Annotated in this window: 32 protein-coding genes; 1 reads left to right on the plus strand and 31 read right to left on the minus strand. The window is 40.9% G+C overall.

Annotation, left to right across the window (positions count from 1 at the left end):
• Positions 1-2: 2 nt before the first annotated feature.
• The 16 genes from GPS65_RS17895 to GPS65_RS17970 form a co-directional block, all read right to left on the minus strand.
• Positions 3-1073, minus strand: a complete 1071-nt coding sequence (locus GPS65_RS17895; protein WP_012011021.1) for an acyltransferase family protein — start codon at positions 1071-1073, stop codon at positions 3-5.
• Between the two features lie 62 nt (positions 1074-1135).
• Positions 1136-1399 (minus strand): phage holin, encoded by a 264-nt coding sequence (locus GPS65_RS17900; RefSeq protein WP_012011022.1) that lies wholly within the window; start codon positions 1397-1399, stop codon positions 1136-1138.
• A gap of 11 nt (positions 1400-1410) precedes the next feature.
• Positions 1411-1623 carry a BhlA/UviB family holin-like peptide gene (locus tag GPS65_RS17905; protein WP_012011023.1) on the minus strand — a complete coding sequence of 71 codons (213 nt, stop codon included), beginning with the start codon at positions 1621-1623 and terminating at the stop codon, positions 1411-1413.
• 60 nt (positions 1624-1683) lie between these two features.
• Positions 1684-3168, minus strand: coding sequence for a hypothetical protein (locus tag GPS65_RS17910; RefSeq protein ID WP_238389114.1), 1485 nt, complete (start codon positions 3166-3168; stop codon positions 1684-1686).
• 50 nt (positions 3169-3218) lie between these two features.
• Positions 3219-3518, minus strand: a complete 300-nt coding sequence (locus tag GPS65_RS17915) for a hypothetical protein (protein WP_119125291.1) — start codon at positions 3516-3518, stop codon at positions 3219-3221.
• Positions 3519-3529: 11 nt separating this feature from the next.
• Complete coding sequence (locus GPS65_RS17920; protein WP_119125292.1) at positions 3530-4672, minus strand: hypothetical protein; 1143 nt, start codon at positions 4670-4672, stop codon at positions 3530-3532.
• Between the two features lie 13 nt (positions 4673-4685).
• Entirely contained in the window at positions 4686-5069 is a 384-nt protein-coding gene (locus tag GPS65_RS17925; protein ID WP_012011031.1) for a phage tail-collar fiber domain-containing protein, read from the minus strand.
• Between the two features lie 11 nt (positions 5070-5080).
• The gene (locus GPS65_RS17930) at positions 5081-6004 is read right to left on the minus strand and encodes a YmfQ family protein (RefSeq protein ID WP_012011032.1); all 924 of its coding nucleotides are present in this window, start codon (positions 6002-6004) and stop codon (positions 5081-5083) included.
• Positions 5988-7037: a baseplate J/gp47 family protein gene (locus tag GPS65_RS17935; RefSeq protein WP_012011033.1), complete on the minus strand. Its 1050-nt coding sequence runs from the start codon at positions 7035-7037 to the stop codon at positions 5988-5990. Before GPS65_RS17935 ends, GPS65_RS17930 begins: the two co-directional genes overlap by 17 nt.
• Positions 7030-7452 carry a DUF2634 domain-containing protein gene (locus GPS65_RS17940; RefSeq protein WP_012011034.1) on the minus strand — a complete coding sequence of 141 codons (423 nt, stop codon included), beginning with the start codon at positions 7450-7452 and terminating at the stop codon, positions 7030-7032. Before GPS65_RS17940 ends, GPS65_RS17935 begins: the two co-directional genes overlap by 8 nt.
• A 14-nt stretch (positions 7453-7466) precedes the next feature.
• Positions 7467-7733, minus strand: a complete 267-nt coding sequence (locus GPS65_RS17945; RefSeq protein ID WP_012011035.1) for a DUF2577 family protein — start codon at positions 7731-7733, stop codon at positions 7467-7469.
• Complete coding sequence (locus GPS65_RS17950; RefSeq protein WP_012011036.1) at positions 7730-8740, minus strand: XkdQ/YqbQ family protein; 1011 nt, start codon at positions 8738-8740, stop codon at positions 7730-7732. Before GPS65_RS17950 ends, GPS65_RS17945 begins: the two co-directional genes overlap by 4 nt.
• Positions 8741-8751: 11 nt before the next feature.
• Positions 8752-9420: a LysM peptidoglycan-binding domain-containing protein gene (locus GPS65_RS17955; RefSeq protein ID WP_012011037.1), complete on the minus strand. Its 669-nt coding sequence runs from the start codon at positions 9418-9420 to the stop codon at positions 8752-8754.
• A complete protein-coding gene (locus GPS65_RS17960; RefSeq protein ID WP_012011038.1) occupies positions 9413-13546 on the minus strand; it encodes a transglycosylase SLT domain-containing protein in 4134 nt (1377 codons plus the stop codon). The genes GPS65_RS17955 and GPS65_RS17960 overlap by 8 nt, the downstream gene beginning before the upstream one ends.
• Positions 13547-13684, minus strand: a complete 138-nt coding sequence (locus GPS65_RS17965) for a hypothetical protein (protein WP_088002055.1) — start codon at positions 13682-13684, stop codon at positions 13547-13549. It lies immediately after the preceding gene.
• 41 nt (positions 13685-13725) lie between these two features.
• Positions 13726-14166, minus strand: a complete 441-nt coding sequence (locus GPS65_RS17970) for a phage tail assembly chaperone (protein ID WP_012011040.1) — start codon at positions 14164-14166, stop codon at positions 13726-13728.
• Positions 14167-14318: 152 nt separating this feature from the next.
• Between GPS65_RS17970 and GPS65_RS17975 the strand changes: the two genes are divergently transcribed.
• Positions 14319-14408: a putative holin-like toxin gene (locus GPS65_RS17975; protein WP_080772987.1), complete on the plus strand. Its 90-nt coding sequence runs from the start codon at positions 14319-14321 to the stop codon at positions 14406-14408.
• A gap of 285 nt (positions 14409-14693) precedes the next feature.
• Here GPS65_RS17975 and GPS65_RS17980 read toward each other — a convergent pair whose 3' ends face one another.
• The 15 genes from GPS65_RS17980 to GPS65_RS18050 form a co-directional block, all read right to left on the minus strand.
• Positions 14694-15137, minus strand: coding sequence for a phage tail tube protein (locus GPS65_RS17980; protein WP_003213309.1), 444 nt, complete (start codon positions 15135-15137; stop codon positions 14694-14696).
• Position 15138: 1 nt separating this feature from the next.
• Positions 15139-16485 carry a phage tail sheath family protein gene (locus GPS65_RS17985; protein ID WP_012011041.1) on the minus strand — a complete coding sequence of 449 codons (1347 nt, stop codon included), beginning with the start codon at positions 16483-16485 and terminating at the stop codon, positions 15139-15141.
• 3 nt (positions 16486-16488) lie between these two features.
• On the minus strand, positions 16489-16701 hold the full coding sequence (locus tag GPS65_RS17990) for a YqzN/YkzM domain-containing protein (protein ID WP_012011042.1): 213 nt from the start codon (positions 16699-16701) through the stop codon (positions 16489-16491).
• Positions 16688-17143, minus strand: a complete 456-nt coding sequence (locus GPS65_RS17995) for a hypothetical protein (protein WP_012011043.1) — start codon at positions 17141-17143, stop codon at positions 16688-16690. Before GPS65_RS17995 ends, GPS65_RS17990 begins: the two co-directional genes overlap by 14 nt.
• Before the next feature lie 4 nt (positions 17144-17147).
• Positions 17148-17645: an HK97 gp10 family phage protein gene (locus GPS65_RS18000; RefSeq protein WP_012011044.1), complete on the minus strand. Its 498-nt coding sequence runs from the start codon at positions 17643-17645 to the stop codon at positions 17148-17150.
• On the minus strand, positions 17642-17998 hold the full coding sequence (locus tag GPS65_RS18005; RefSeq protein ID WP_012011045.1) for a YqbH/XkdH family protein: 357 nt from the start codon (positions 17996-17998) through the stop codon (positions 17642-17644). Before GPS65_RS18005 ends, GPS65_RS18000 begins: the two co-directional genes overlap by 4 nt.
• Positions 17995-18378 carry a protein YqbG gene (gene yqbG, locus GPS65_RS18010; RefSeq protein WP_012011046.1) on the minus strand — a complete coding sequence of 128 codons (384 nt, stop codon included), beginning with the start codon at positions 18376-18378 and terminating at the stop codon, positions 17995-17997. The genes GPS65_RS18005 and yqbG overlap by 4 nt, the downstream gene beginning before the upstream one ends.
• A gap of 13 nt (positions 18379-18391) precedes the next feature.
• On the minus strand, positions 18392-19315 hold the full coding sequence (locus GPS65_RS18015) for a phage major capsid protein (protein ID WP_088002015.1): 924 nt from the start codon (positions 19313-19315) through the stop codon (positions 18392-18394).
• 22 nt (positions 19316-19337) lie between these two features.
• Positions 19338-20426 (minus strand): XkdF-like putative serine protease domain-containing protein, encoded by a 1089-nt coding sequence (locus tag GPS65_RS18020; protein WP_144459843.1) that lies wholly within the window; start codon positions 20424-20426, stop codon positions 19338-19340.
• A 38-nt stretch (positions 20427-20464) separates the two neighbouring features.
• Entirely contained in the window at positions 20465-21922 is a 1458-nt protein-coding gene (locus tag GPS65_RS18025) for a phage portal protein (protein WP_088002011.1), read from the minus strand.
• Positions 21919-23232, minus strand: a complete 1314-nt coding sequence (locus GPS65_RS18030) for a PBSX family phage terminase large subunit (protein WP_088002009.1) — start codon at positions 23230-23232, stop codon at positions 21919-21921. The genes GPS65_RS18025 and GPS65_RS18030 overlap by 4 nt, the downstream gene beginning before the upstream one ends.
• A complete protein-coding gene (terS, locus tag GPS65_RS18035) occupies positions 23229-23873 on the minus strand; it encodes a phage terminase small subunit (RefSeq protein ID WP_012011051.1) in 645 nt (214 codons plus the stop codon). Before terS ends, GPS65_RS18030 begins: the two co-directional genes overlap by 4 nt.
• A 152-nt stretch (positions 23874-24025) precedes the next feature.
• Positions 24026-24544, minus strand: coding sequence for a sigma-70 family RNA polymerase sigma factor (locus tag GPS65_RS18040; protein WP_012011052.1), 519 nt, complete (start codon positions 24542-24544; stop codon positions 24026-24028).
• Positions 24545-24669: 125 nt separating this feature from the next.
• A complete protein-coding gene (locus GPS65_RS18045) occupies positions 24670-24876 on the minus strand; it encodes an XtrA/YqaO family protein (RefSeq protein WP_012011053.1) in 207 nt (68 codons plus the stop codon).
• Between the two features lie 12 nt (positions 24877-24888).
• Complete coding sequence (locus tag GPS65_RS18050) at positions 24889-25275, minus strand: RusA family crossover junction endodeoxyribonuclease (protein WP_012011054.1); 387 nt, start codon at positions 25273-25275, stop codon at positions 24889-24891.
• Positions 25276-25311 lie beyond the last annotated feature (36 nt).

Raw genomic sequence — 25311 nt, forward strand, 5'->3', positions numbered from 1 at the left:
ACTTAGAAATTTGTATTTTTTTCTTTTGCTTTTGGTTTTAATAAAGATGTTAATTTTTTGATTGTATTATATGGGGAAGTGATGAACCAACTGACTGCCGCAAAAAGATTGGAGCCTAGACAACTCACAATGATAAATGCTAGTGCGAAATAAAAAACAAGTTGAGTATCTCCGCTCCATTCATTCATGAATTCCGTCTTTCTTAATATAAACACAAAAACAGGATGGAACAAGAAAATTCCTAGTGAATAATCTCCCCACTTTGTCAGAATGCTCTTCTTACTATTTACTGCGATAAGAACAAGCAAACATATCCAAGCTGACAAGAGATAATGAAGGAGTATTTTCATTAAATAACTTTCATCATGAGTCAAAAATCTTTTTATTCCAAAGCTGCCGCGAAATAGCCACTCTAAGTTTGGTGTGAACTCAATCAATAAAATTGTTAATGATCCTGTCACTATGAGTAACACCTTTGCCATTGAGGGTTTTACAATCTTATAAACAGCATTCAAGCTTTCCTTTGTCATAAAAAAGCCAGCAAAAAAGAAGGGTGCAAATGAAATTGTCCTTTGATAACTAAGAGTGTAAGATGTAAAATTCGGATAAACCTCTTTCACTGTATCTACGATCACACCTGTGTACTGGCGTGAAATAAAACAGACAATGAATATTATAATAAAAATACTTAATTTCCCTATTAAACTTAGTCTTAACTTTGATAATCCCCAAGCTAGTGCATACCAAAAGAGCATACTTACGATATACCACAAATGAAATTGCGGCTTACCATAATGAAAGGATAGGGTTTTATATTCTCCTATAAAATAAAGAAACCAGTCAAAAAACGACTGAAATATAATGTATAAAAGAAATAGATTCATCATTTTACTTATTTTCATTCTTTTAGCTAAATACCCACTGATAAAAATAAAAAGCGGCATATGAAAAGCGTAAATAAACACAAAAAGCTGATAATAATTCTGTTTATTGAGTTCTATTAAGTGTCCAAAAACAACTAGAAAAATCAACAAGCCCTTTATATTACTTAATTTCAAATCTTTTTCTAACAACTGGCTTCCCTCCAACTCCAATTTTAGGATATACGAAGAAGGAAGTCAGCGCAACTATACATTTATTTTGTTAGCCCTCTTTGTTTCAGGGTATCTTTTTGTAAATGACCTTTGTAGGTCACATAATTGTTTTTAAACCAAGCGATAATGGCTGTCACCATCGTAAATATGGTGGAACCTGCTACATATAGCGCCTCACCAGCTGTTTGTACTTGCTCCTCACTAATCGGCAGCACCGTCTGCCCAAACATGACAAGCGTTTGATTGATGAGTGCAATAAAAAGAAGCACTGTGCGAATCACAGTGCCTTTGTCGAATGTTTTCATGATGTTTCCTCCTATTTTAAATTCCGTTCAATTTTATCGAGTTTGTCGATGACGACGTCATATTTCTCACTAAACTTTGCTAACACTTCATTTTGTGCCTCGATTTGTGCATTGAGCTTATTTTCTCGTTCCTTCGTTGTGTTGAGAACATAAAACAGAATCCAGCAAAAGAGAACGGCAAATGGGCCTTGTGTCATTAAGTTTTGTACGACATCTACTTCCATTGGAATCACCTTCTTCCCGAGATAAATTATCCACATTGCACCAATTTTTCCATTCCTGATTTACCATCTCAATTGAGATAAGGTAACGTAAGCTGTTCCAACCGTAATGGTTCTTCCAGTATTTTTGGGAGTAATATAAAAGGTTAACTTATCTCCTGCTTTAAATTTTTGTTGAAGGAACATCACATAGACACTGGATGAAATAACTGGATTCCAATTTCCAAAGCGTTGATATTCTGATCCATTCACGTAGCATGAGATAATACTATCTGATCCAACCGGAATATTCGTACTTGTCAAATAAAGTCTTATTAAATATAATCCGCTATTTTTCAAAGTAATTTCAGACCGTGAACGATCATATTCGCCCAAATCATCTGATCTTGTATCTCCAAAAAGTAGTTTTGTTGGAATATTTTCAGAGGCTACAACTGAAGAATTATTCTGATCATATGAATCAACAAAAGAAGTATTTGACATATCCTCCACTGTCAATATCCGTTTCCAGCCTCTGAAAATCCCATCTGTATGAGTAGTGCCATACCAATGGCTATTATCGTAGCTTCGACTCACATGAAATGTTTTACGGTTATTTCCCGTTTCTAAAATATCTACATTAAACCACGAAGCATCGGTCGTGGATGGCATATTCATTGCGTTCGTTCCAGAGACATAATAAAAACCAGAGGGCAGGGTGAGTATATCTGTACCAGTAGGAATAAGCATTCTATTCCCATTCGCCTTCAATAACGGGTGCTCGTTTAACCTCTTCCAACCGCTCCATTCTTGCTGAGTACCCGAAACATCTGTCGTGGAACGATTGATGTACACATCACCTGTATTATTTGCCCCAATAATCCATCCATAGGTATTTTCACTAAAGACTGATAAAGCCCTCATTGAACTTCTTGTCGGAAGGTCGGGGTGTGCTTCATGGATATACCAAGAATGCACGCCTGGTAATTTGATGAGTTTATCCAAAATACTAGGATCGTCTGCATTAATTCTTTCAAAAGCTTTTCCATCGTCAGCAGTAATTTTAGACAGTTGACCTGCATCCCATTTGTTTTTTTCATTTTGAGTCGGCATTTGCCCCCAGTTGATTCCAATGTCTTTTACATAATAGGAAAAATAAAATGCATTGCCTAATGTGTCAATTGCGATTCCTACACCAATATTATTTTGTCCTACAAGCTGGAAGCCTCTTAATGCAGCGTTCCCAATAGCAGGAGAATCAACTACTCCAGATCCTCCTGGGGCATAGAATGAGCAGGCACCTAGCGCTTTAATTTCCTCATAGATACTGCCACCAGCAGGGATATTAATCAATTGGGACCCGTTATCATTTGTCAGTTTATATAGCTGGGATTCATTCCATTTCTTCTTTTCTGAACCAGATATATGAGGATCTATATCCTCTTCATGATGACGGATTTGCGCTAAAAGTTCCGTGTCATTTTCAAGCAATATCTGCATCATATTGTTAAATAACTCTGCATGTGCCTTATCATTTATCTCAAAAGAACGCGGTGTTTTTAAAACCATAATCCTCCCCCTTATACATTACTAATGAAAACAAAGATCCTCGTGAATTTTTATAGTAGTTTTAACTCTTCTATGTCTCGTAATATGTGTGTCATTTGTTTTGTTAAAAATGCAATTTGCTTCTTCAATATTTCAAGATCATTAGGTAAAGGCTTTATTTTAAAACTATTCATATACTCTTGCGTGGCTGTTTCCTCCCATTGATTTTTTTTAGCATCAAATTTTGCAATATACGATTCAACTGGAGGTGGTACATCTGTAAAACCTTCAGGGATATTATCATGTTCATTTAAGAGTTTTTCTTCACCTGGAACATAGATAAATTGATCATCATATTTATAAATCCACATATTATTACCTCCTATAACGTACTAAATTTTATTAAAAACGCAATAAATTCTGTTGGATTTACTGTGTTAGAAGATAATTGCACACACACTCGTCCATCAGTTGTGATCAATGTCCTATGATATTGCGGTGTTCCAGAAGTTCCGAGGCTAGAGGCCACTCCAACGTAATAAACAGGTTGCTTTGGACGGTAGCCTTCAGGTAAAACAAAAACAGGAATTTCCCCTAATGGTCCATCTCTAACAGCTCCATTAATTTCGACTTCTCCTAAAGCGTTTTTACTAAACCGAACCGGTAAAGAACTTGTACTATATAGTTTCCATCCATTTATTATTCTAGGTGTGGTCCACGTTACTTCTTGATCTGCTTCAGTAAGACTACGTCTCCAACCTTGCCAACCTAGATTCAAGTCAAGATAATTTGTAAACATGTTATTTTTATAGTCTATTGCAATAACCCATCCAAACGTACCTCTGTTGTTACTGTCAGATGAAGTAAAATGATAAAAACCGCGAGAAGCCAGTGCTGAGGGATTCTCTTGTACACCAGCAGGAGAATAAAATGTACCAAATGTTTTTCCTGTTTCAGTTAACTTATCTAATAAATTTTCTGTCGCTCCTACAGATACACGTACTCCCCCAGTATCATTTGTAATTTTAATCAACTGGCTTCCATTCCATTTGTTTAAATCCGATATATTTGGTAGAGGCGTCCACGTAATTGTAGTGTGACCAGAATTGTAGTAAAAACTGTAAGAATTCCCAGATATATCTACCGCAAAACCTGCCCCAATATTATCTTGACCTACTATTTGCATACCTCTCAGTGATATATTTGACGATGTTGGAGAATCTTCCACTCCAGGAGCTGCGTAAAATGTACATGTACCTTTATCCTTAATTGCATCAAATATTTTTGAATCCGCTGAGACATTGATAAGCTGCATACCGTTATCTGCAGTTATTTTATAAATCTGCGAGTCATTCCATTTTTTCTTTTCTTCTTCAGATGCATGTGAGTTCGTATCTTGTGTATGGTTGGTAAGCTGCTCTAACAGACCATTGTCGTTTTTAAGCAAGGTTTGAACCATTTCATTAAATAAGTCAGCATGAGCTTTATCAGTCGTTTCAAATGTTTTCGGCTTATTTAGATCCATTTAAATTCCCCCTTTAATAAATATCATCAATCTCAAAAACAAATTCGATGTCGCCGTCTTTTTGTTTGTCTGTCATGGTGCGGACGGCGGTGAATTTGCCGGCTTCGTCGACAAGTGCTAGTTCGTTGATGACTTCTCCTGCAAGTTCTCCTTCGGCGATCGTGCAGGTGTAGCGGATTTTTGCTGGTTCCATGAAGGTAAATGAATCAATCTCTTTTTGGACGAGTTCTTTTTTGAGTTTTTGTTCAGTGCCGTCTAGTGAGATCGGTTTCCCATCCTTCGTCCCGCCATTTCCAAATGCCATTTTGACGACTTTTGTGAGTTTTGTTCCTTCTGCTCTTGCCTTTGCCATTTGTTGACGTGCATATAGTGTTGTTACGGTTAATTGATCAGCCATTGTGATCCTCCTTATAGTTCTATTTTTTGAGAAGTAGCTGCTAGCATTTTTGATCCGTCCAGCGGAACAGATCCATCGAGAATCCAGTAGTGATTCTTGATCAGTAAGCTTCCACCTTGCTCAGTTTGGACATGTACTGGCAGACGGAACGTCATCTTCTTCTTGGTTTGTTGCTGGAGCTGATTTTTTGTGCGTACAGTGAATGCCGCTCCTTGCTTCGTTTCATGTACCGCTCCAGTCATGACATAATTCATTCGATATGCGTTCTCCGTACTATGCTGAAGCGGCATTCTCAACTTCAACGAATGCCGAAAACGAGTCGGAACCTCTGCTGTACCTCTTGTCCCGCTCAGATAAAACGTACCATTTAAAACGAATTCACCATTGAGTAAAATCGGGATATGATCGAAAAAACCCACTCTGCTTCGCAGTGTGAGCCTCACGTGATGTTCATTTTTTTCATGTACATCGGTATGATGAAATGCAGTGAACGTATACGCCAAATGAGCTGGCTTTAACGTTTCAAGTATGTCTACAATATATCTAGTGTTTTGCAGATCATCTAAATTGACTCGTAAGGCGAAATGGTAGCGATTGGTGGTCAGACGAATGATGGCACTTGGATTTTTCAGAAAACGATTCACCGATTTCTCTAAAGAAAGATACGTGATCGGTGGAATGTTTGACATCATATTGAGTAAACGTGCTCTGCGAAGTTCAATGGAATCATCTGATTCTCGCTGCACCTTCAGCATTCTTTCCCATCTATTCAAGCCCCATGTCGCTGTCAAAGGGAAGAACTGATCCGTCAAATCGAAAACGGATTCATCCAATTGCTCAAACTCTGGCGCTTCTGTTTTGAGCAGGTGATCGACTTCATAAATCTCTGTAAAATATGGCGGCAAGTAATTTTTCATTTCATCCTGTTTGCTCAATAACCTTCACCTGCCTCAGACGCGGTATCTCAATGTCCTGCAATACTAAGTTTTTTGACTCCCCATTCAATAATACGTTTGCATAATCTGATACACTTTCTGAATGGTACAAAATATCATTTAATGCGGACATTCGAATGGTACTCTTTTCAAATGCGATTGATTTCAACAGCGCTTTGACCTTTTCTTCTATTTCTTTCTGCGCTCCTTCAAGGGTCCAGTCCATTTGAAGTTCGACCGCTACTTCTATGTCAATGTCCAGCCATTTGGCGCTTTCGACGGTCGCTTTTGAACCGATAGGCGCTTGTCCTTCTCCTTCGCCTGGCACTGGGTCAATATATTCCTGTACTCTTTTAACAAGCAGATCTGATGCGATATCTAGATTGCCGTCTGTGATGACAATTTTGACTGTGCCTTCTCCATTCCAAAGCGGGAATACTTTCGCTCTGCCAACACCTGCCACTTCCTCAGCCCATTTTTTATAGTGCGCCTTGTTGGCACTGACAGCCTCCCGCCTAGCACGTATTAAGTAACGATCGTATAACGAAGCGTCATCTTCTTCCTCTTGTCCGGGTATCACCAAATCTTTCATGATAATTGATTCAAGCCCCGGAATTGTATCAAGTGAAAGCAGCGGCTGATCTGTTAATTGACCATTGCCGACTTTGCCAGGTGTCTCGCATTCTAGCGTGCCATCGTTCGAATATTGGAAATAGACGTCTTCAATAAAAAACCGGGAGCCAGCTGGGATGTTGATATCCTCTGGCTGAATGGCTACGGACCAAACCGCTTTAGTTGCTGGTTTTCTTTCAATTCCTACTTCAGCAGCCCGTCTATCTAAAAACTCTCCTTGTGCTGTATCTGCAAAGACCAGCTCGAATACTTGATCAAGCCAAATATAGGACTGTGCCAATTCAGCGGCAGCAGGTGCCAAGGCATTCCAAATGACGCTGTTTTCTCTTTTATCTATGTCATCTGGCAGTCTGTCTAGCATTCTTTCCATGAGTGCTTCGTACGTTTGTTCCTCAAACATCGCTCTCCATCACCTCCTCTATTTCTAATGTGCCTTCATCTGTGACAATCGCTAGCTTGACATGAAACGAATCATTTTCCTTTGTGACCTCTATCTCTTCAATATGATCAATCCGTTCGTCCACAATCAATGCTTCCTCTAGCAGCCTCGGAATCTCCATTTCTTTGTATTCATCCGTGGCTTCTGTATCCGTTAAAAGCTCCTGAATTTCAGTACCAATGTCGTGGCTGTAGATAGGATGTGCATACCGCTCTGTCCTAAGTGTCATATAAACGAATTGACGAATTGCTTCAATGCCTGAAATGGTTTCACCTGTCAGTCTGCCAGTTTCAACATCTATTCGATATGTTGTCGAGGTTTCCACCTCTTCATCTTCTTCTGTTTCTTCAATTTCTTCCTCTGGTGAGAGTGCCACGTTCATCACCTCCCTTACAATTTGTCGATGATGTAGAAGGATTGCCCTCCTGCCATTGCCAACACCATAATGCTGTCTCCCCTTTTCAGTTCATCCTCCTCACCCTTATTTAGACGCTTTGGCCAAATCAGTAATTCTTCCGGAATGATCAGTTTATGGTTGTCATTTAACCGGATGCTTACAGGAGAAACTGCCGTGACTTCTCCAACCACTAGATCAATTGGGGAGGCGGCATCTACAGCATTCACTGCTAATCGTTTAATTGCTTCACTTAACCTCACGCTTGATCACCCTTTGGAATGGAATTTTTCTCAACGACATCAATTGTCATGGTGTGTTTCACTCCACTGAATTCATGTTTGTCTTGATCGATCCAGTAGGTTTTTTTCACGTTGATTTCAGGGATTTTCAAATAGATCGGAAGACCGCTTTGCAGTTCAGGAATACCCAGCGCTTGGATGCTTTTGACTTCTTGTTTCACGCCTTTTTTCTCTGCCAGCCGTACTTTGGCTCTTTTTTGCAGCTGCGGTTGGTTGATTTGCCCTGTAACCGTCTCAACATGTTGTAAAATACCGTATTTACTCTGACCTGCTTTATCCTGTTCGACCACTACAATCTCTGATTTGCTGCCTTTTTTCTTATTTTTCCCCTGTTCATCTGCAGACGTGCGCAGCTTAACACGAGTGGCTGTTTCTTCAATCGAGGTACTGTACTGATAGTCAATGAGATTGACACCTGATTCAATGACCCATACGTCCTCTGGATCTGGCCAAGCTCTCAGCCCCATCTTTCCTTTAGCAGAATAGATTTGATAGTTTCTGCCGGTTTGCCGCTTTGTTTCTTTTAATGCTTTCAGAATCATGTCATATAGGCTCGTATCATTTTTAAACACTAGCGATTTTATGACATGACCGGTATTGGCGATGGAGGTCATGGGGATTTGAAAGTCAGCCCCTATCCGTCTCAAAATTTGATCTGCTCTTTGTTTTGAAAAAACATAGACATCTTGGTTTTTCACCAAATATTGAAGCATGTCGTATGCGGTAAAGGTTAGTTTTCCTTCAACAGGCGTCCGAGAAAACACAATGCCTCTGAACAGCTCTTTTCCTTTCCATTTAAAAAGAACCGTGTCCCCTTCTGAGACACGGTAATATGTTTGACTGCCTTGTTTAGTAATAATATTTGCTTGAATAGAGCGAGGGGCTTGATACCTTTGCCCCTGAAGTGTCACACTCTCTGTGACAAGCTCATACATGGTGCCGCTTCTGATGGCAAAAAGCTCGATCAATGCCAGCCCCCCTATTGTGGTATTTTTAACCTTTGTCCAGGGAAAATCCAATGCCCCGGCTGCTTAATATTGCGTTTGCTCCGTTTAATCATCGCTAATTTATTGGCATTCCAAATACGCCGCCATTTTGTACTGTCGCCATAAAATCTGCCTGAAATGGCCCATAGCGTATCCCCTTTTTTGACGGTGTACATTTTTGGTGGTGTTTTTGAAGGCCTTTTCTTTTTCGTTTGTTTTGCTTTTTTCTTTCGTTTGATTTTCCTAGGCGATGCGGTTTTGTATTCCTTTAACTCGATCGTAAATTCACGATCGCCAATATCATATGATCCTTCTTTATGAGTGAAGCTTTCAATGCTACACGTCATATTGATTTTTGTCCCCGTTACAATGAGCCGCACCGACTTCTTTGATCGCATCATTCGTTCTATTTTCGCTATCGCATTCTCTGGTGATGGAATGCTTTTATATTCAACAATTGGCGAATATTTCTTAGGAAATAATGAAGTGAATGATACTTGCTTAGCCGATGGGACATCAATAAAGGTTAGTTCTCCAAAAGAGGCAACCTTTACCGTTTCATTTTGTACGTTATTTGTGATTTCAAGTTCGGATGGAAGGACAGGGAATCGCAACTTGTCCTTTCCTTGGGAAATCCACAATTGATACACTGATTTACCCATCAATCACGACCCCCTTCGTTCCTGTATGAAGCTCTACTTCCAGTTCATCTACGAGCATTTCTCTAATTTTTTCGACAAGCGATTGCTGATCTTGTCCATTATGGAAATGCTGATCCCCATTAAATTGAATGGTGATTTGCTTATTACTTGACGATTCTGTTCGACTAGAAGACTGAGCTGAGGTGACTTGCTGCATTTGTGATTCTGGTAAAGGAGCAGACGCATTTGCTGGATCATATACTTGCATCCCAAGTGCCTTGGCTGCCTGCGTTAATAAATACCTTCCGCGTATCCCTCTTTCTTCAGGAATGATCCATTCGCGTTTGTTTCCTTCACCGACTCTAGCAACTTGCTCCTGAGTAATCAGTCCACCATTTGCATAGCCTTTATAAGGCCCGCCTCTTCTCATACTTCGTAATCCTGGTGTATTGAAGACTGTTCCATACCTGCCCTTAATGTAGTTAATGGCAGCTACGGCATTATGAATTGGATTCCAAATGTCATTCATGCCCTTGCCTTTATTGGAGTTAAACGTCGGTCCAATGGTTTGCATTAAGCCTTTAGAAGGCGTTCCCTTCTTGGCGTTGGAATCCCATAAGTTGATCGCTCTCGGATTTCCATTTGACTCATGCTGTGCAATGGTCATAAGACCTGGAAGCCAGTTCATCGATGTGCCAGTTGCCATGAGAGCTGCCATGAGCCATTGCTGAACACTAAGACCCGAAGCCCCCATACCGCTGAAGGCACCGATTAAGGAACCCGCTTGATTCTCTGCGAATTTCTTCACATCAACTGAATCAAGACCTTTGACGACTCCAATCGATGCGAATTTTCCAAGACTCATCATGACACGAGAAGGAGAATGTATATCTAATTCTTCTCTAAACGCCTGTTCTACTTTCTTCGCCATTTCTTTGGCAGCTTGTGTGACTTCACTAGCTTTTGAACGCATGCCGTTGTTAAAAGCATCCATCATTCCTGAGCCCCAGCCTGGTGAGTCTTGTTTTGCTTGTAGAAAAGGTTGTTTGATGTGCTGATCTACGTATTGGCTAGTACCAACTGATGTGGCATTTTGACCTGTGGCAAAACCACTAACCGTTCCAGAACCCCAAGTTGGTGATGCTGTCATCACTTGCTGGTATGGTGCTTTTACACGACTTTGCAAAAAGCTGTCTGTTCCTGTTGGTGTCACCTGCTGACCATTCGCAAAAGCAGCAACTGTTTGCTGACCATACTTACTTGAGTCTGAGGTCAATTGAGCAAAAGGCTGCTGAATATTCTTTTGCTTCCATTGATCAAGTGTAATCACTTTTTGATTTAACCCTTGTTCAAAATCCTTATTAAATTGCTCGCCTATGCTGGAGGCTTGAATATTCCCAGTCATCGAGACAGATCCGTCTATTGGACCGACAGAAGAAGATGAAGCTACTGCTGTAGGAGCTGAAGAACTTGACACTTGATTTCCAGCTGCTCCGCTTGGCATAACAGACATTCCAAGATGAGAAGCAGCCTGAGCAAGCAGCATCTTCCCGCGTCCTCGGTTATTTTGAGTTGGAATGACAAATTCGTTACCAGCTTCACCGACCCATGATAAGGTTGGCTGGGTAATATAGCCGCCTGTGGCATTTTGATCGGGTTTTTTCTTCCCGACAATCCAATTTATGACTACATCTACAATACCGCCTGCTTTGTCAAAAATCTTTTTAACCCAACCAAATGCTTTAGAAAACCCATCACCAATAGCTTCTGCTACTTTTACAATCGGCTTTTGAATGTTGTCTTCAAACCATTTGGATAATCCATCCCATATATCTGTGACCAATTTATACGCTTCTTCAAACTTTTTAGCGAAACTGTCTTTAATGGTTCCTACCGTATCTACAAGTGGATTCCACACATTTTCCATAAACCATGTCGATACAACTCCAAAGATTGACTGTATCTTTTTCCATGCATTTGATAATGCGGTCCAAATCCCTGTAGCAACTGTAACAACTGTACTGCTCAGTGGTGTCCATACGTTTTCAATAAACCAACCCGCTACCGCACTGAACGTTTCTTGTATCCATGTCCATGCATTGACTAAACTTGACCAGATAGTCGTTGCTACCGTAACGACTGTGTCGCTAAGCGGTGTCCATACGTTTTCAATAAACCAACCTGCTACTGCACTAAACGTTTCTTGTATCCATGTCCACGCATTGACTAGATTTGTCCAAATGGTCGTTGCTACCGTAACGACTGTGTCGCTGAGCGGTGTCCACACATTTTCAATAAACCAGCCTGCTACTGCACTGAACGTTTCTTGTATCCATGTCCATGCATTGACTAAACTTGACCAAATGGATGACGCGACTGTGACAACCGTACTGCTTAATGGTGTCCATACATTTTCTGTGAACCAAGCCGCGACTGTTGACCAAACTTCGATAATTTGATTTTTGATTTCAATGGCTTTTTGGCCAATCTTTTCAAACCCGCCGCCATCAAACCATTTTCCAATTGTTTCACCGATAGATTCTCCGCCCATACTTCCAGCGATGCCGCCTACTAGACCACCGATGGCTGTACCTATCCCTGGGACTACGCTTCCAATAGCTGCACCTGCTGCAGCACCTGCCATTCCGCCGGCGATGCCGCCTCCAGTCGTACCAATCTTTTCACCAGCATTATCTTTGTTCATACCGATGAGATTTGTTGCACTGAGTACACTTCCTAGAATAGGTACTTTCTTTAATAACTTGCCGCTCCCTTTACCTATACTTTTCATCGCTTTCCCTAATCCACTTAACCCCTTGCTACCTTTCACTAAACCCTTAAGTCCACCAGCTGAAGCTGCGATACCCGCACCTTTCTTTAGTCCATTAGGGATTTTCCCAAATAATTTACCTGCATTTGTTTTCAGTTTCCCTAATCTACTTGGAGGTCTTCTATTCATTTCGGTTCTTGATGTAGCATTTGGATTTCTTGTCTGTCTTGGTGAGCGACCATTTCGATTTTTAGTTTTAGTAGATCCTCCCCTGCTTAAACCTCTTGCACAACAGGGGCAACAACTATTGCGAAACAAGCCTTTTCCACCTCGTGACTGAGGTTTCGTTTTAGGAGCTGGATTTGATGGTGTTGATGTTGGTACTGTTGTTGGTGCTGTTGTTGGTGCTGTTGTTGGTGCTGTTGTTGGTGCCTGAGTGGTACTTTCACTTGATTGATCACTTGCACCTAAGAACCGATCTAATACATTAGTCACCAATTGATCTAGTTTTTTTTCAGGATTAAATTTAATCTTCTCTTTAATTCTTCCGATCACATCTTGCTTGTACTCTTCTATTTTATTTTCAACCCAAGGAAGTGCCTTTTCATCCCAAAACTTTCTAGGACTCAATTTTTCCTTCACTTTATCTGCAACGTCACCTGCATATTTTTGAATTTCACTTAATCCCTTATTGGCAAGGTTCTGGATCCAGCTCTGTTTAGGATCTTCTGTTTTCACTGACGAACTAACAGCCTCAGGTTCTTTTTTGATGCTTTGTTCTTTCACAACCGACTCTGCTTGATCTCGTTTTTTCAACTTACTCTTTGCATTGTCTTGTACAGACACTCTGATTTCGTGTTTAGACATCGTCAAACTTTTGAGTGTCTTTTTGATTCGTTGAATTGCAGCGGTGGCTTGGTCAACCATGTTTAATCTCATATAGTACGTTCTGTTCATGAGCTGAAAGATAGATTTTTTGATTGATGACATTTTACCTGACAATTGATCATTTAGTTTGAATGTCAGCATAATTGGGCTTGTTCCCGCTTGCTTGAAACGATTTATGCTGGATTTAATGACATCTAGCCCCTTCGCTTGAATGGATATGACCAAGTGATTTGGGAGCATATTTAATTGATTATTTAATGTTTTCAGATCACGAAAGATTCCTTGATCCAGTCTCATGGAGATCATTGATATTTTCCGAAGCGATAAACTGAAGTTTTTTAATTTCTTGTCATCTATATCCAGGTTTATTTTTACCGGTTTTCTAAATGGTTTGAGCTGCTTCTCAAATGTTTGAAATCGCTTTTGTATTCGCAGCAGCTTCTTCGATACTTTGTCTTCTAATTCAAATCGTGCAGTGAGTTTCGCCAATTATTTCCCTCCTTTCTTTGCTTCTTTTTCTAGCATGTCTAGCTTGTAGCTGATGAGTCCGAATAGGAGTGCTTTAAACGGTCTTGGTGATTCATATAAATCTAGGAGTTCAGATGGGGAGTAGTGAAGCTCATGCATGGCGTAATATAAAAACACGGCTTCTTTATCCCCATCTTTTATTAGTTTTTTGCTGCTTCTTCTAAATCTTCAATTTCGTCTTCAAATCCGTTGATTTCAATTGCCTTGTTTAACCAGTTTGCGTATTCACCGCCGACAGATAATACACGTTTTGCGACTTCAACTGGATCTTGTGTGCTGTAGGCTTCTCTTAGTTCCTTTGAGCGGAAATCTGGGTAAATCGTTGATTCAATGGCAATACGTGCGTAGAATCGTTGGCTGTCTAAGTCTTTCACGCGGCCTCTTCCTTTGACATTTTTGAAGGTCGTGTTTTCTTTTTCCAGTTCATCAATGCGTTCAGTTGTAATGGCTTTAAAAACAAAAGGAATGACATTCCCTTTTTTATCAACAAAACGCTTAGAAATCGGCACTTTGACCTCTTCTGCTTCTACTGTTTGTCCTGGCATAAAAAATGAAAGATCAAATGTTTGTTTTTCGCTCATGTTTAAAAACTCCCTTTGTTATGTTTTTTTGAATGCAAAAAAGCACATCCATTTTTGAATGTGCTTTCCAATCTTTTCATGTATAATTTAAATTGTACAATTGAACGGCTAGCTCAAGGGTGTCTGGCTCATCCCCCGATAGGAAGGGGGTGATGCTCATGTCAACATTTCAAGCACTAATGTTAATGCTTGCTTTCGGGTCATTTATCATAACCCTGTTGACGTATATAGACAAAAAATAGACTCCCCCTTGAGCTTTGGTAGGTAAAAGGGAAGTCTATCCTAAAGTATCCTATTCGATTAGCCAGCCCCTTAAGGGCCGAATTGTACATTGCCGGGATGTTGACGCATCCTGGCTTCTTTTTATTTTATGCAAACTACTTTGCATGTAAACATATTTCTAAGAAACTTTTTGAGGTTACACAGTCACTTTTTTGTAGCTACTCTGTAACTATGAAAAATTATACCATATTGCTGAATAAAATAAAAACAACATCTATTTGCGTCATTTGTATGCCTTTTGTTCATTAAAAGGAATTCTTCAGCTTTTCAGGAAGATCAAAGTCCTCGAACGTAAACGGAACTTCTTCTTCAAGTGCTTCTGAATCGACATCCAGTCCAGCAATTTTAGCTGAATCGAAGTTGACATCAAATAATGTTACACGCTCCGTACCTCGGCCTGATGATTTATCGTCAATCACCGCTTGAAGAGTGAAATAAGGATCTTCCCCTTTTTTCACATAGTTGAGCATTAATTGAACGAAACGAGATGTAACTTTATAGAATGTGGCCGTTCCTGTTCCATTTGCTCCTGTTGTTTTATGACCAGTCATTCTTCGGCCCATCACGTTGACTTCTGATTTATTTTTCTCCACGTTTGCTTCAAACGTTTTGATAAAGGCAAGCTCCTCACCTTCTAAGAAAAGACGACCTTCTTTACCTGAAATTGTATTTTGCGCTTTAAAAGCCATCTTACTTCACCTCCACATTGAAATAGAATTTTTCTGCTGCATCTACTGGCTGAACAGCTAGATCGATGATAAATCCATCACGATCTTCATTGAGACCGATGACGATATCTGTTTCTGAATTAAAGCCTGTAATGCCGCTGCCATCTTGAAGCTGCGTGAGATACTGTGTAATCAGTGTTTTCACAAGTTGCACTCCATCATCGGATGCTGGGATGTCATTGCCATTGGCTTTGCGTAATTTAATCAGATTTTTTAATTCGAACGTTAAATCATTGTTGATGGCATCAAGCACACGAATGATTTTGTTTTTCGCCATTTGCTGATTCTTTTCAGCTGTGAAACTTGTTAAAGAGTTAATATCTTTTTCAACACTCACCGTGCGGTCTCTCGCATCAAAGGTGAAGAGGAACTCCCCTTGTGATAATCGGTATTCTACTTGATCATTATCAAGGCGTTCTAATGTATCCACTGCTCCTTCGTATTCAACAAAGGTGAGTGACTGATTGAAGTTTGCACCTGCACTAGCCCCTGCGACCCAAGCTGTTGTTTGAGCAGGTGTTAGTTCTGTTCCATCTTCCAGCACGACACCACTTGTCACATTGATGATGCCTTCCTGGTCAGCTGCATAGTTCGCGACAACGCCTTGAACCTTACGTCCTTGCTTATCACGTAGACGCTCGATAAACGAAGCGAAGGTTGCTTTTAATTGCTCACTATTATCGACTGGGAGCGCAATGACATCAAAGTATTCTGTTTCTGCTGCTTCTAGGAAAGCTGTATAATCTGCGACACTTGCCACACCGTTTTTTCCGCCGCTTAGTGCCACACCAGCTGTGATCACTGCTTCCCCTTCACCAGAAAATTGAACATATTTGTTTTTCACAAGATCTTTGACATCCGTCACAATCTGCTTATCCACAATATCTGTTCCAAGATAAGTAATGACGTCACGTTTGGTGCTGTCGAGTACATTTTCTGCCACTTGAATGGTGATCTCATTTCCTTTTAGACCGCCATAATTAGCTGTAACCACAAAGTTTTCTGAGATTTCAGCTTTGGCTGGCTCCCCTTCGTTTAAGCGGTAAAGCAAGACTGTTTGCGCTTTTTTCTTTGCTTCACGGAAAAGAAGAAGCGACTTGTCATCAATATTGAGTCCAACCTTTTTATTTAAGTCTTCCATATTGGAAACGGAAATAAAGGTTTTTGGTTCTCCCCAGCTCATCACAAGAGGAAGTGCCACCGTACCTCGATCGCCTAAAGTAATTCGCTGCTCTGCTGTTGTTTTAAAATTAAAGTAAATGCCAGGACGCTTTTTCTCTGTACCTGGTGTAAATGTGCCTCCGTTCATCCTTTAAACCTCCTTGGACAAAAAAGCATCAATGTGCTTTTTCGCTTCTGTTTTTGTAATTGGTTGATGTTTGATATAAAAAAGAGCACCTTCAAGGATTTCTGGTTTTACCCCAAAAAGATCCTTACTGTGCTCCTTTAAGGCCTCAAATGAAAAGCCAAATTCTTTTTCTTCGCCAGCTACTTGAGCGGGCTCTGCTTTTTTAGTCTTGCTCACGTTTGATCACCCCATCTGAAAAGTTGATGTCTTCAAGGCTTGCTAGTTTGTCTCGGTTGTACCAATAACTGCTATCCCACGTCAGGACAATCGCTGCTACGCCTTGATCTAACATTCTAGTTTCCACTCTTTTTATGCGGACATAATCATCAAGCACCTCTCCATCTTCACTCATCATCTGAATCATTTGACGATCAGCAAGCAATGCATCAACAATGATTTCTACCGCGTTATGCGCTTTTTCTGAATCCATATGAAACACTTTCACTTGCAAAGAATAAGATTTCATAAACGTAGATACCGTATCTGGACCGCTAATCACTGTTACAGGCGGTACATAAACGGATGGCACTTGAAAACGCTCTGGTAAAAGTCGATCATACATTTTTACAGGAAAGTGTGTGTAAATATAATGCATGATTGCCCCGACTTCTTGATTCATTTCATCACCTCCCAAAATGTCGATCGAACCAGCTTTGAAGCTTTCGATCCAGCGATTGTTCAAACATTTGCTCATAAAGCATGACAGCATGATCCCAGTAGCCATTTCCATCTATCCATTGAGAGGCAAGCATCATTCCTGTCTTTGCATTCGGATCATATTCAAAGCGGCTGCCGGCCCATCTGCCAGGCACCCATCTTCGCTCTCCATTTGAAGAAGTAGCATGTCCGTCATTGACATAGGAGGCATATTCAAGCTGCGTTCCCACTTCAAGCGTGAGACCACCTTTTGATATGAGAAAATGATTCTCCTTATCTCCTTGCGAAAAGGAGCTAAGAAGCCGGCCTGTATCGACAGCATTTTCCTTGATTAGCTCATCCTGAATGATGTCCAAAAGCTCTAGGCCCATGTCCTCTAGCCAATCTTGATATTCCGCTTTTAATCCGCCGGTACACGCTGTTTCCAACTGCGAAAGCAGCCGGTCAAGTCCATCAATTTTCATAGATTTTCCTTCCTGACTGCCATCACTTCAATGTGATGATTTTTCACTATTTTGGGCTGCTGCAACTTAAGTGAGACGCCGTTCCACACCATTTTGTCATGCAGGCGAATATCACTTGCTAAAGGGAAATGGACAAGATAGGACTGATAAATCACTGTATTTGGCTCTTCTTGCACAAGTGACTGATTCTTTTCTATGACATAACAAGACAGATCTGTCAGGCTAGGTGCATCAGGATAGGAAAGCGTCATTTGTAAGTCATCAGCTGGAATCCCGAATTTTCCTCGGGAAGCCTCCTGATGTTCAAGGTGAAATAGATCACAGCGGTCTGTTAAGAGAGATTGATAACTCATAATGATCTCACCTTTAATTTGGTACTGCCGCGAGTTAATGATGGTTCAATGTAATCGACAAGCAGGGCATATACATAAGGTTTGCCTTTTACTTGATCAGCTGCCTTTGCATATGAATAATCACCCATTTTTTCTGACGTAAAGCCCTTCATCATAGATTCATCATCATTCAACATGGCAAAATATTGGGCCATCTTTAATAATGCGATTCTTGCTTTTTCAGGGAGGGGCTGATATTTTTCGCTTGAGAAATCATGACCTACGATCTGAAATACCGCAGCTTCTGCTTCGATAATATCTGCTGTCAGTCTTTCTACAGATCGATTTTTCACACGCTCAAATACAGAATAGGCTTGCAGTTCTTCAGGAGAAATCATCATGGCCTGCTGTCACCTACTCTTTCACTTTCATCACTTTTGCTACAGCATCCTCTTCCTCAAATTTGCTGTCTAGCTTCGCTGTCAGAACAATAATAAATTTCCGGCTACGAATATCTTTTTCTACTTCAATTCGAATATGACGAGAAAACCCTACGATAATATTTTTAGGGTGTGTCAGCAAAATATCTGATACGTCTGTTCCCGCTTCGTCATATGGCTGCATATTGGCAAGGCCTTTGACCGGTACACCGAATGCAGAAGAAAGTCCGCCTTGAATCACCGCATCTCCGAGAGTTGTCTGGCGGTTTGCTACTTGATCCTTCCACTCCACTTCTAAGCTTGGGGATGTGTAGAATCGGAAATCCTGAGGTACACGTAAATATTTTGACGGCATTGCTTTATAGGCTTGTTTCAACATTTGGCGGCTAATTTCCGCTCCATTGGCATCCACAATATGAGTGACTGCTTGTTTTCTGACACCATCCATTTGGGCTAAAAATGGATCAGATGAAGTCGTATCTCCATTGACGATGAGCTCTTCAATATCAACTGCTGCTCGTTCAGCCAGCATTTGCATAATTGTCTGCTGAATTCCGTCTTTTTCAATATTGTTTTCAATGCTGTCGTAGGTCATATGAATTTCTGCAATGACCTCTTTTGCATTTAGATGGACAGTGCTTGTCGCTGGGACAACACGGTCTTTTGCATCAAGCGCTTGACCTTCTTCTGCTGGACGCAAAATACGCTGGCCAAAGCCGATTTTTTCAATTTTTTGTGAATCACTTTCCATCGGAATGATGCGTGCATCATTTAAAACGGTTGGTGTGTTTTGCATCATTCTAATGAATGTGTTGGATTGGGTTGCGTTCATGAGACCGCCGGTTTTTAAGCTGGCAAGTGTCATTTCGGCCTTGCGAATCAACTCTTGATTTCTCACACTGTTTCCTCCTTATATCGGCTTATAGTAAGCCATCCCATATGGGTTTTGTCGTGTCGTTTTGTGTATCGTGGATTGTTTGTTTTGATATGCCCCTTGCCTTTTCAAGCATGTGAATACGCTCTGAAATAGGCAAAAGCTGCTGCTGAAGCACTTCCTGCATCGCTGCTTTTTCTCTGCTGGCTGATTTCTCTAAGGAAGAGAGCTGATGACGAATTGGTGCAACGACTTGTTCGAGCACTTTTTGGACAGGTTCTTCCCCTGTTTGTTCTGTTTTCTGTTGATCAGCCTGCTGCAAGACGTTTTCGATGGCCTTTTTTGCTTTTTCGAGCTCTTGCACTTGATCCGTCGTCAAAGCAGACTCTTCTTTTTGTACGTCTGCTGGCCTTTCACCAATCGCTTGAAGTACATCCTCTGTCTTCAGGATGTCCTGCACGATTGGAATGAGCTGTTCTAAGGAAGCTCTTACATCCGCCTCATCACCATCACTTGACTGTAAGGCTTCCAGCAGATCGTCTAAAATGTTCCAAAATGGTTGTGACATGTTTGCACCTTCCTCTTTTAAAAAGAAATTTTTCAGCAAAGAAAAAAGCCCTCTCTCATTTGTGTCTTGAGATAGAAGCTGATCTTGTTCTTCTATCGCGACGATGTCCGCCGTTCCGGCCATTGAATAGCCTGTAATGTGGCCTTTTTGAATTTGATCCCAAATCTCTTGGGAGGCCTTTGTCACAAGCACCCAAGATCCTTTTCGAATGAGCTCCCCGCCCACTTCAACGTCAGCTGGGGCAATATATGATTCAACCACTTCGCCGACACCATCCTGAAAATCATGCTGCTTGTCAATATGACGGGCATCCTTCATAAAGCCGTGCGCTGCTCTTTCAATTTCCTTCGCTGTCATAAAGTCTTGATGTGCATCAGGCGTATTCGGCTCATACACGACACCGTACACGAGGCGATGAGCATCTTCTGCCTTTGTCAGGACACTGACCTCTTTTTGAAAGTCGGGCCGCTTTTTCTTTGCTTTCATCAAAAAGAATTTCTTCTTGTTCGCTGCTTTGTCCACGTAGGAAACATGCGTAATTTTAGCGTTTTTTAGTTCTCTTGGCATATGTTCACCCCCTTTCAAAAAAGCGCAACAGCTTTTGTTTATTTCGTTAGCTGGTCCGGCTCTGATTGAGGCTTTTCTTCAGCTGATTTCATGCGGCTTTCTAAAGGTCGGTGATACAGTTCCTCAGGCCATTCCTCTAACGTTTTTCCGAGAATTCTTCCTGCTAGATCGCGCAAATCGTTAGGTGACACTGCCCCCGCTTGAATAAATGGCGTCAGTACCTTGGCAATCTCTAATGGGTCTCTAAAATCAGGACCATTTAATAGAAAACGGACATGCCACATATCAAGATCCGGTAGGAAAAGCGTATTGAGTTTTCCTGTGATGAGATGTCGTTCCGGCTGAAATACTTGCTCTTCTGTTGTTTTACGCGCGGTATCTGCTGTCGCTTTGTTATAGTCTTGAGACTCACCTGTGTAAATTGGCGGAAGGCGAAACGCCGAGCGGATTTTGTTTCTTGTTTTTTCATCGTATTCTAAAAAGAGCGCATCTTCTTGCAGGATCTCGGCTAGAGATTTGAAGTTTACTTTGACATTTGAGACATCTTCTTCTCCCGTCAACCCTTTTTCTGTCGGGAGACCTTCAACTTCAAGCAATAGAAATTTATGTGCATGATCAGATCCTTCAATATCGTCCATATAATCTTGAAGCTGCTGATAAGAGGATTCTGACAGCATCCCATTTTCGACAATGATGGCACCTGGTACATGCCGCCCTTGTTTAAAATAAAGATAGTTCAATTCCTCTGCCTTGCGTGCTCCGTACATATTGACGATGTTGCCAATCCAGCGGGGGATCCCATACGTACCGCTGCCAATTTTAAAATGAATCACTTCTGTTGCACGAAGCAGCTCTGGTGTGGTGTCATCGTATTTGCCTGTTTCACAGTTCAAAATGCGCGGATCACCATACTCCTTAAAGAAGACTTTCTTTTCGTTGATCACCTGCACATATTTGCGGAATCGTTTCTTTCGATTCATTGTCTTCAATTCGCCATTTTCTGTGAAACTGAATTCAACATCGACTGGCTCACTAAGCTTGCAAATGCGGATATGGAGCGCATCTAAATACTCGATTCCTGCTGGCTTTCCTTGTCCATCTCTCAGCACCTCTAAAAAACCATTTCCCGTTTTCTCTCGGTCTTCGAGGACATAGCCAAGAATCACATCAGCGGACTCATCATAGTTCATGTATTTCGTAAACTCTTCAAGTCTTGTCCATTCCTTTTCTGCGGCTTTCTTTTTTGCCGGTTTTACACCTTCTGCATTAAAGTCAAAGGCGTATTCCACTCCAAATCCAAAGCCTAAAATATTCGTTTTGTACGCATCAATACATTGCTGAAGAATAGTTGAATATTCTGCCATGCTTTTTAATTCATTGATGTTGTAAGGCGGGGGAACAATATCATCTTTTTCATAGGAAAATTCATCTGCATACATTTGTTTTGTATGATCAGACATGTTTGCCTTCATAATCGTTGCTTTCAATTGTTTCATTGTATGGACCTCCTCTCTCTGTTTGGACGGACACGCTCTGAGGCAGTCTGTTTCAAATCCGTCACTTCATAATCATCCAGCGCATACCAGATGGCTGATAATGTATGCGGATCGATTTGAAATGCATCTTCCTCTAAACGTCCATCCTTATCTGCCTTATAGGTCAGTGATTGAAGTTCATAGATTGTGTGCGGACAAGCATCAGAGCAAATGATTTTCTTAAACCGTTTGATCTTTTTCGTATATTGCAAACGCGAACCTTGGAACTTATGTGCTGCCACCATTTGAAATCCAAGCTGCCGGAAATAGTGAATGGTTTTAGGTTCGGCTGCATCGGCTTTGATGAGTTCCTTTGATTCAATGAACTCTTTTAAGTCAACGGCTGTTTCATCATCTGTTTTCCCGCGGTCGTAATATTCCCAGTAAATATATAAGTACTTTTTTTCATGATCGACAGCTAATCGAATGAGCGCATTGTATGATTCAACAAATCCAAAATCCATGCCTGCTCGTTTTAGCGGACGATCCATCTGTTGAATGGCTTCTAATACATCAGCATGATTTCGTACCTCGAATTGAGGAAAAACCTTTGTTCCATTGATGCCGAAATAGCCCTTCCTGGCAATTCGATAAAGGTCTGGGTCGTATTCTTTCAGCTCATCCAGCTGCTTCACATAGCTTTTAGGGAGAAATAGGTTATCTTCCGCTGTGGAGTGATGATAGTACGTATCTTTGATCACAACGGTGCGTTTTTTGTATAAGGTTTCGTCATCTAGGACAAATCGCTTTAGCTGTTCATCTCGAAAGAAATGTCTGTACGTCCAATTATCTTGACCAACAGGATTGGTTGATAACATCATATAAAGCGGTAAGAACGGATGCCTCAGCCTTCCCAGCAGCTCTTTAAAGCCTTCATAAGAAACCTCTGAACACTCCTCAATCCAAATGATCGAGATGTTGTTGATTGATTTTAATTTCTCAGGCTTGTCCAGTCCTTTGAATAAGATGCTGCTGCCATTTCGAAACGTCAAGGCAAGCGGCGAACTGCGGCACTTCACCACATGATCGATGCCAAGATCGCTGACGATCTCTTGTAAGAGAGAAAAGGTTGATTCGCGGTGCGTATCATATACTTCTCGAATGACAAGTGCTGTCCGCTTTTCTTCCAGTAACTTTAAAATAAGTTTTAACGCAATGTGATAGCTTTTCGAGGAGCCGTAGCCGCCTACTAAAAATTGAAACTTCTGATTCCAATCGAATAGAAAGTGTTCAAAGTGAGGATTGACTTCTTTTTCAATCAACTTCGTCATGAGTGATCCTCTTTTCGCTTGATCATGATGTGAAGATCTTCCTCTTTTTCTTCGCGCACTGCTTTTTTTGTTTTTTCGATGGTCAGTTCAATTTGCTTTAGCCTTAATCTTCGTTCATCCTTCGCATGTGCGAGCTCTTCAAACTGTTTAATGAGTCGCCTGAGCTCTCCCATCGCACGGGATTGGGCATTTAAAAAGGTAGCATGCCGATCCCATGAAAATTGAAACGAATATTCTTCTGTGCTCATTTCTTGCTCTGGTTGAATGCCTTCTACTGTTTCTTCTAATGAAGGAGGCATGTATGCCGCCTTTTTCAGCTCTTTGATCATGTCATCTTGATCGGACACATACATAATGCGCTGCGCCCGAATAATGGCAGCATATTGAATTTGAATTTGATCCCAGATTAAATCAAGCGATGTACGCCCGCCCATTTTCTCCATGATTTCAATCGTTTCATCTGAAAAAAACTGATTGAAGATCGAGTGTGCCTGCTTTGATGAACCTTTTTGCCTTTGCCATCCGTATCGTCTTTTCCATGATTTCACGGTATGGATTGAGACATTGTAATGATCAGCAATTTGCTGGTACGTCATCCCTTTCATATAATCTTGCTTGGCTCCTATCCGTTTATCTTTCATTTACATTCACCTGCCGCCTCCTTTTAATTCGAACGATTTCCTGTGAAGAAATCATTTGTGTAGGGCTAGCAAACATCCGTTTGGTCTTTCTAACTATAGGTGGCAACTGTAAGACAAGTGCTGATGCATTTATTTTGTAAAAGAAAAAACGCCTATTCAGCTGCTTCGAATAGGCGTTCTTGTACTTTTTTGGACATCTTGGTCCGAGCTCTCTCCATATGTTTTTGGACAGTTCCTTTTTTCACATCCAGCATGACCGCTATCTCGCTAAACGATAATCCTTGTGTTGTATGCATGAAGAATACGTCCTTTTCTCGATCCGTTAAAACAGACAGGGCTTCGTCAATTCGTTTCTTGTCTCGTTCACTGAATTCTCTTTCATTTTCTTGGATAATTGTATATTCATGTGATAAAGCCTCTAACACTTCTGGATTCGCCAGGATGGTACGCTGATAGACTGAACGTCTGTCTAATCCTCTTCGTGCACCTGGCTGCCTCCCAATTTGAAGCCATTCTACGACGTATTCAAGATCGCTGACCATACTAGCGATAATTTTTTTATCATGCTTCTCTTGATCTGACAGCTGTTTGTCTTCTTTTTCTCTAAATGGTTCATATCTTTTTCTCGCATCCTTTAATGCACGTTTGTATTCGATAAGTAAATCTTGCATGTTGGCTCTCTCCCTTTTTTAAGAAAATAAAAAACGGACACCAATCAATCCCTTTTCATAGGGTCTTGATCAGTGTCCGCAGGCTTTCCGTCTTGGACGTATGATGTTGTGATCTGTTCAATGATCTAGCTGATTTTAAAACCAATCTCGTGATCTACTCTTGCAAAATGACCTTTTGCCGTTTGTATAATGGTTTTTCCATGTTCAGGCACATCTATCTGATAAGCCGTTCCTACATTCCCATCTAACACGATGACTTGAATTTTTCCTGTTTCCATCTCGCCGACAAACGTCTGGTTTTCTTGAATGAATAATTGTTTTGGCTCGTTCATATGCTTGTCTCCTTAATTGGTGAGGGTCTTCGTTCCATCACCTATCGTATTTAAAATGATTTCAATTCTTGGACGCATACTATAAAACTGGGAAACTCTTAAATCGACAATTTGTAGATGGGCCCTATCTGCAATAGCATGAAGTGCTTGTTGAATATGATGTAGTCGTGGCTGAAAGATGCTGACGTTCACTGGGCGTATCAAACCTTTTTCTGCGTATGTACGCTTGATTTGACAGTCAGCTATGTCAAGCGGCATGTCGTCAAATAAACGAATCTCGAGTGATAGTGCGTCTTTTATTTTATGTGGGCATTGTGCTTTTGCTGCTGCCCGTATTCTTTTTATCAATCTATCTTTTGTTAACAATACCTCTGTCTCAATGATGAAATGGATGACCATATTATGATCTCCCGTCATCCTTTTCCCACTGACGGA

This window comes from Bacillus pumilus (genome assembly GCF_009937765.1).
GTDB classification, from domain to species: domain Bacteria; phylum Bacillota; class Bacilli; order Bacillales; family Bacillaceae; genus Bacillus; species Bacillus pumilus_O.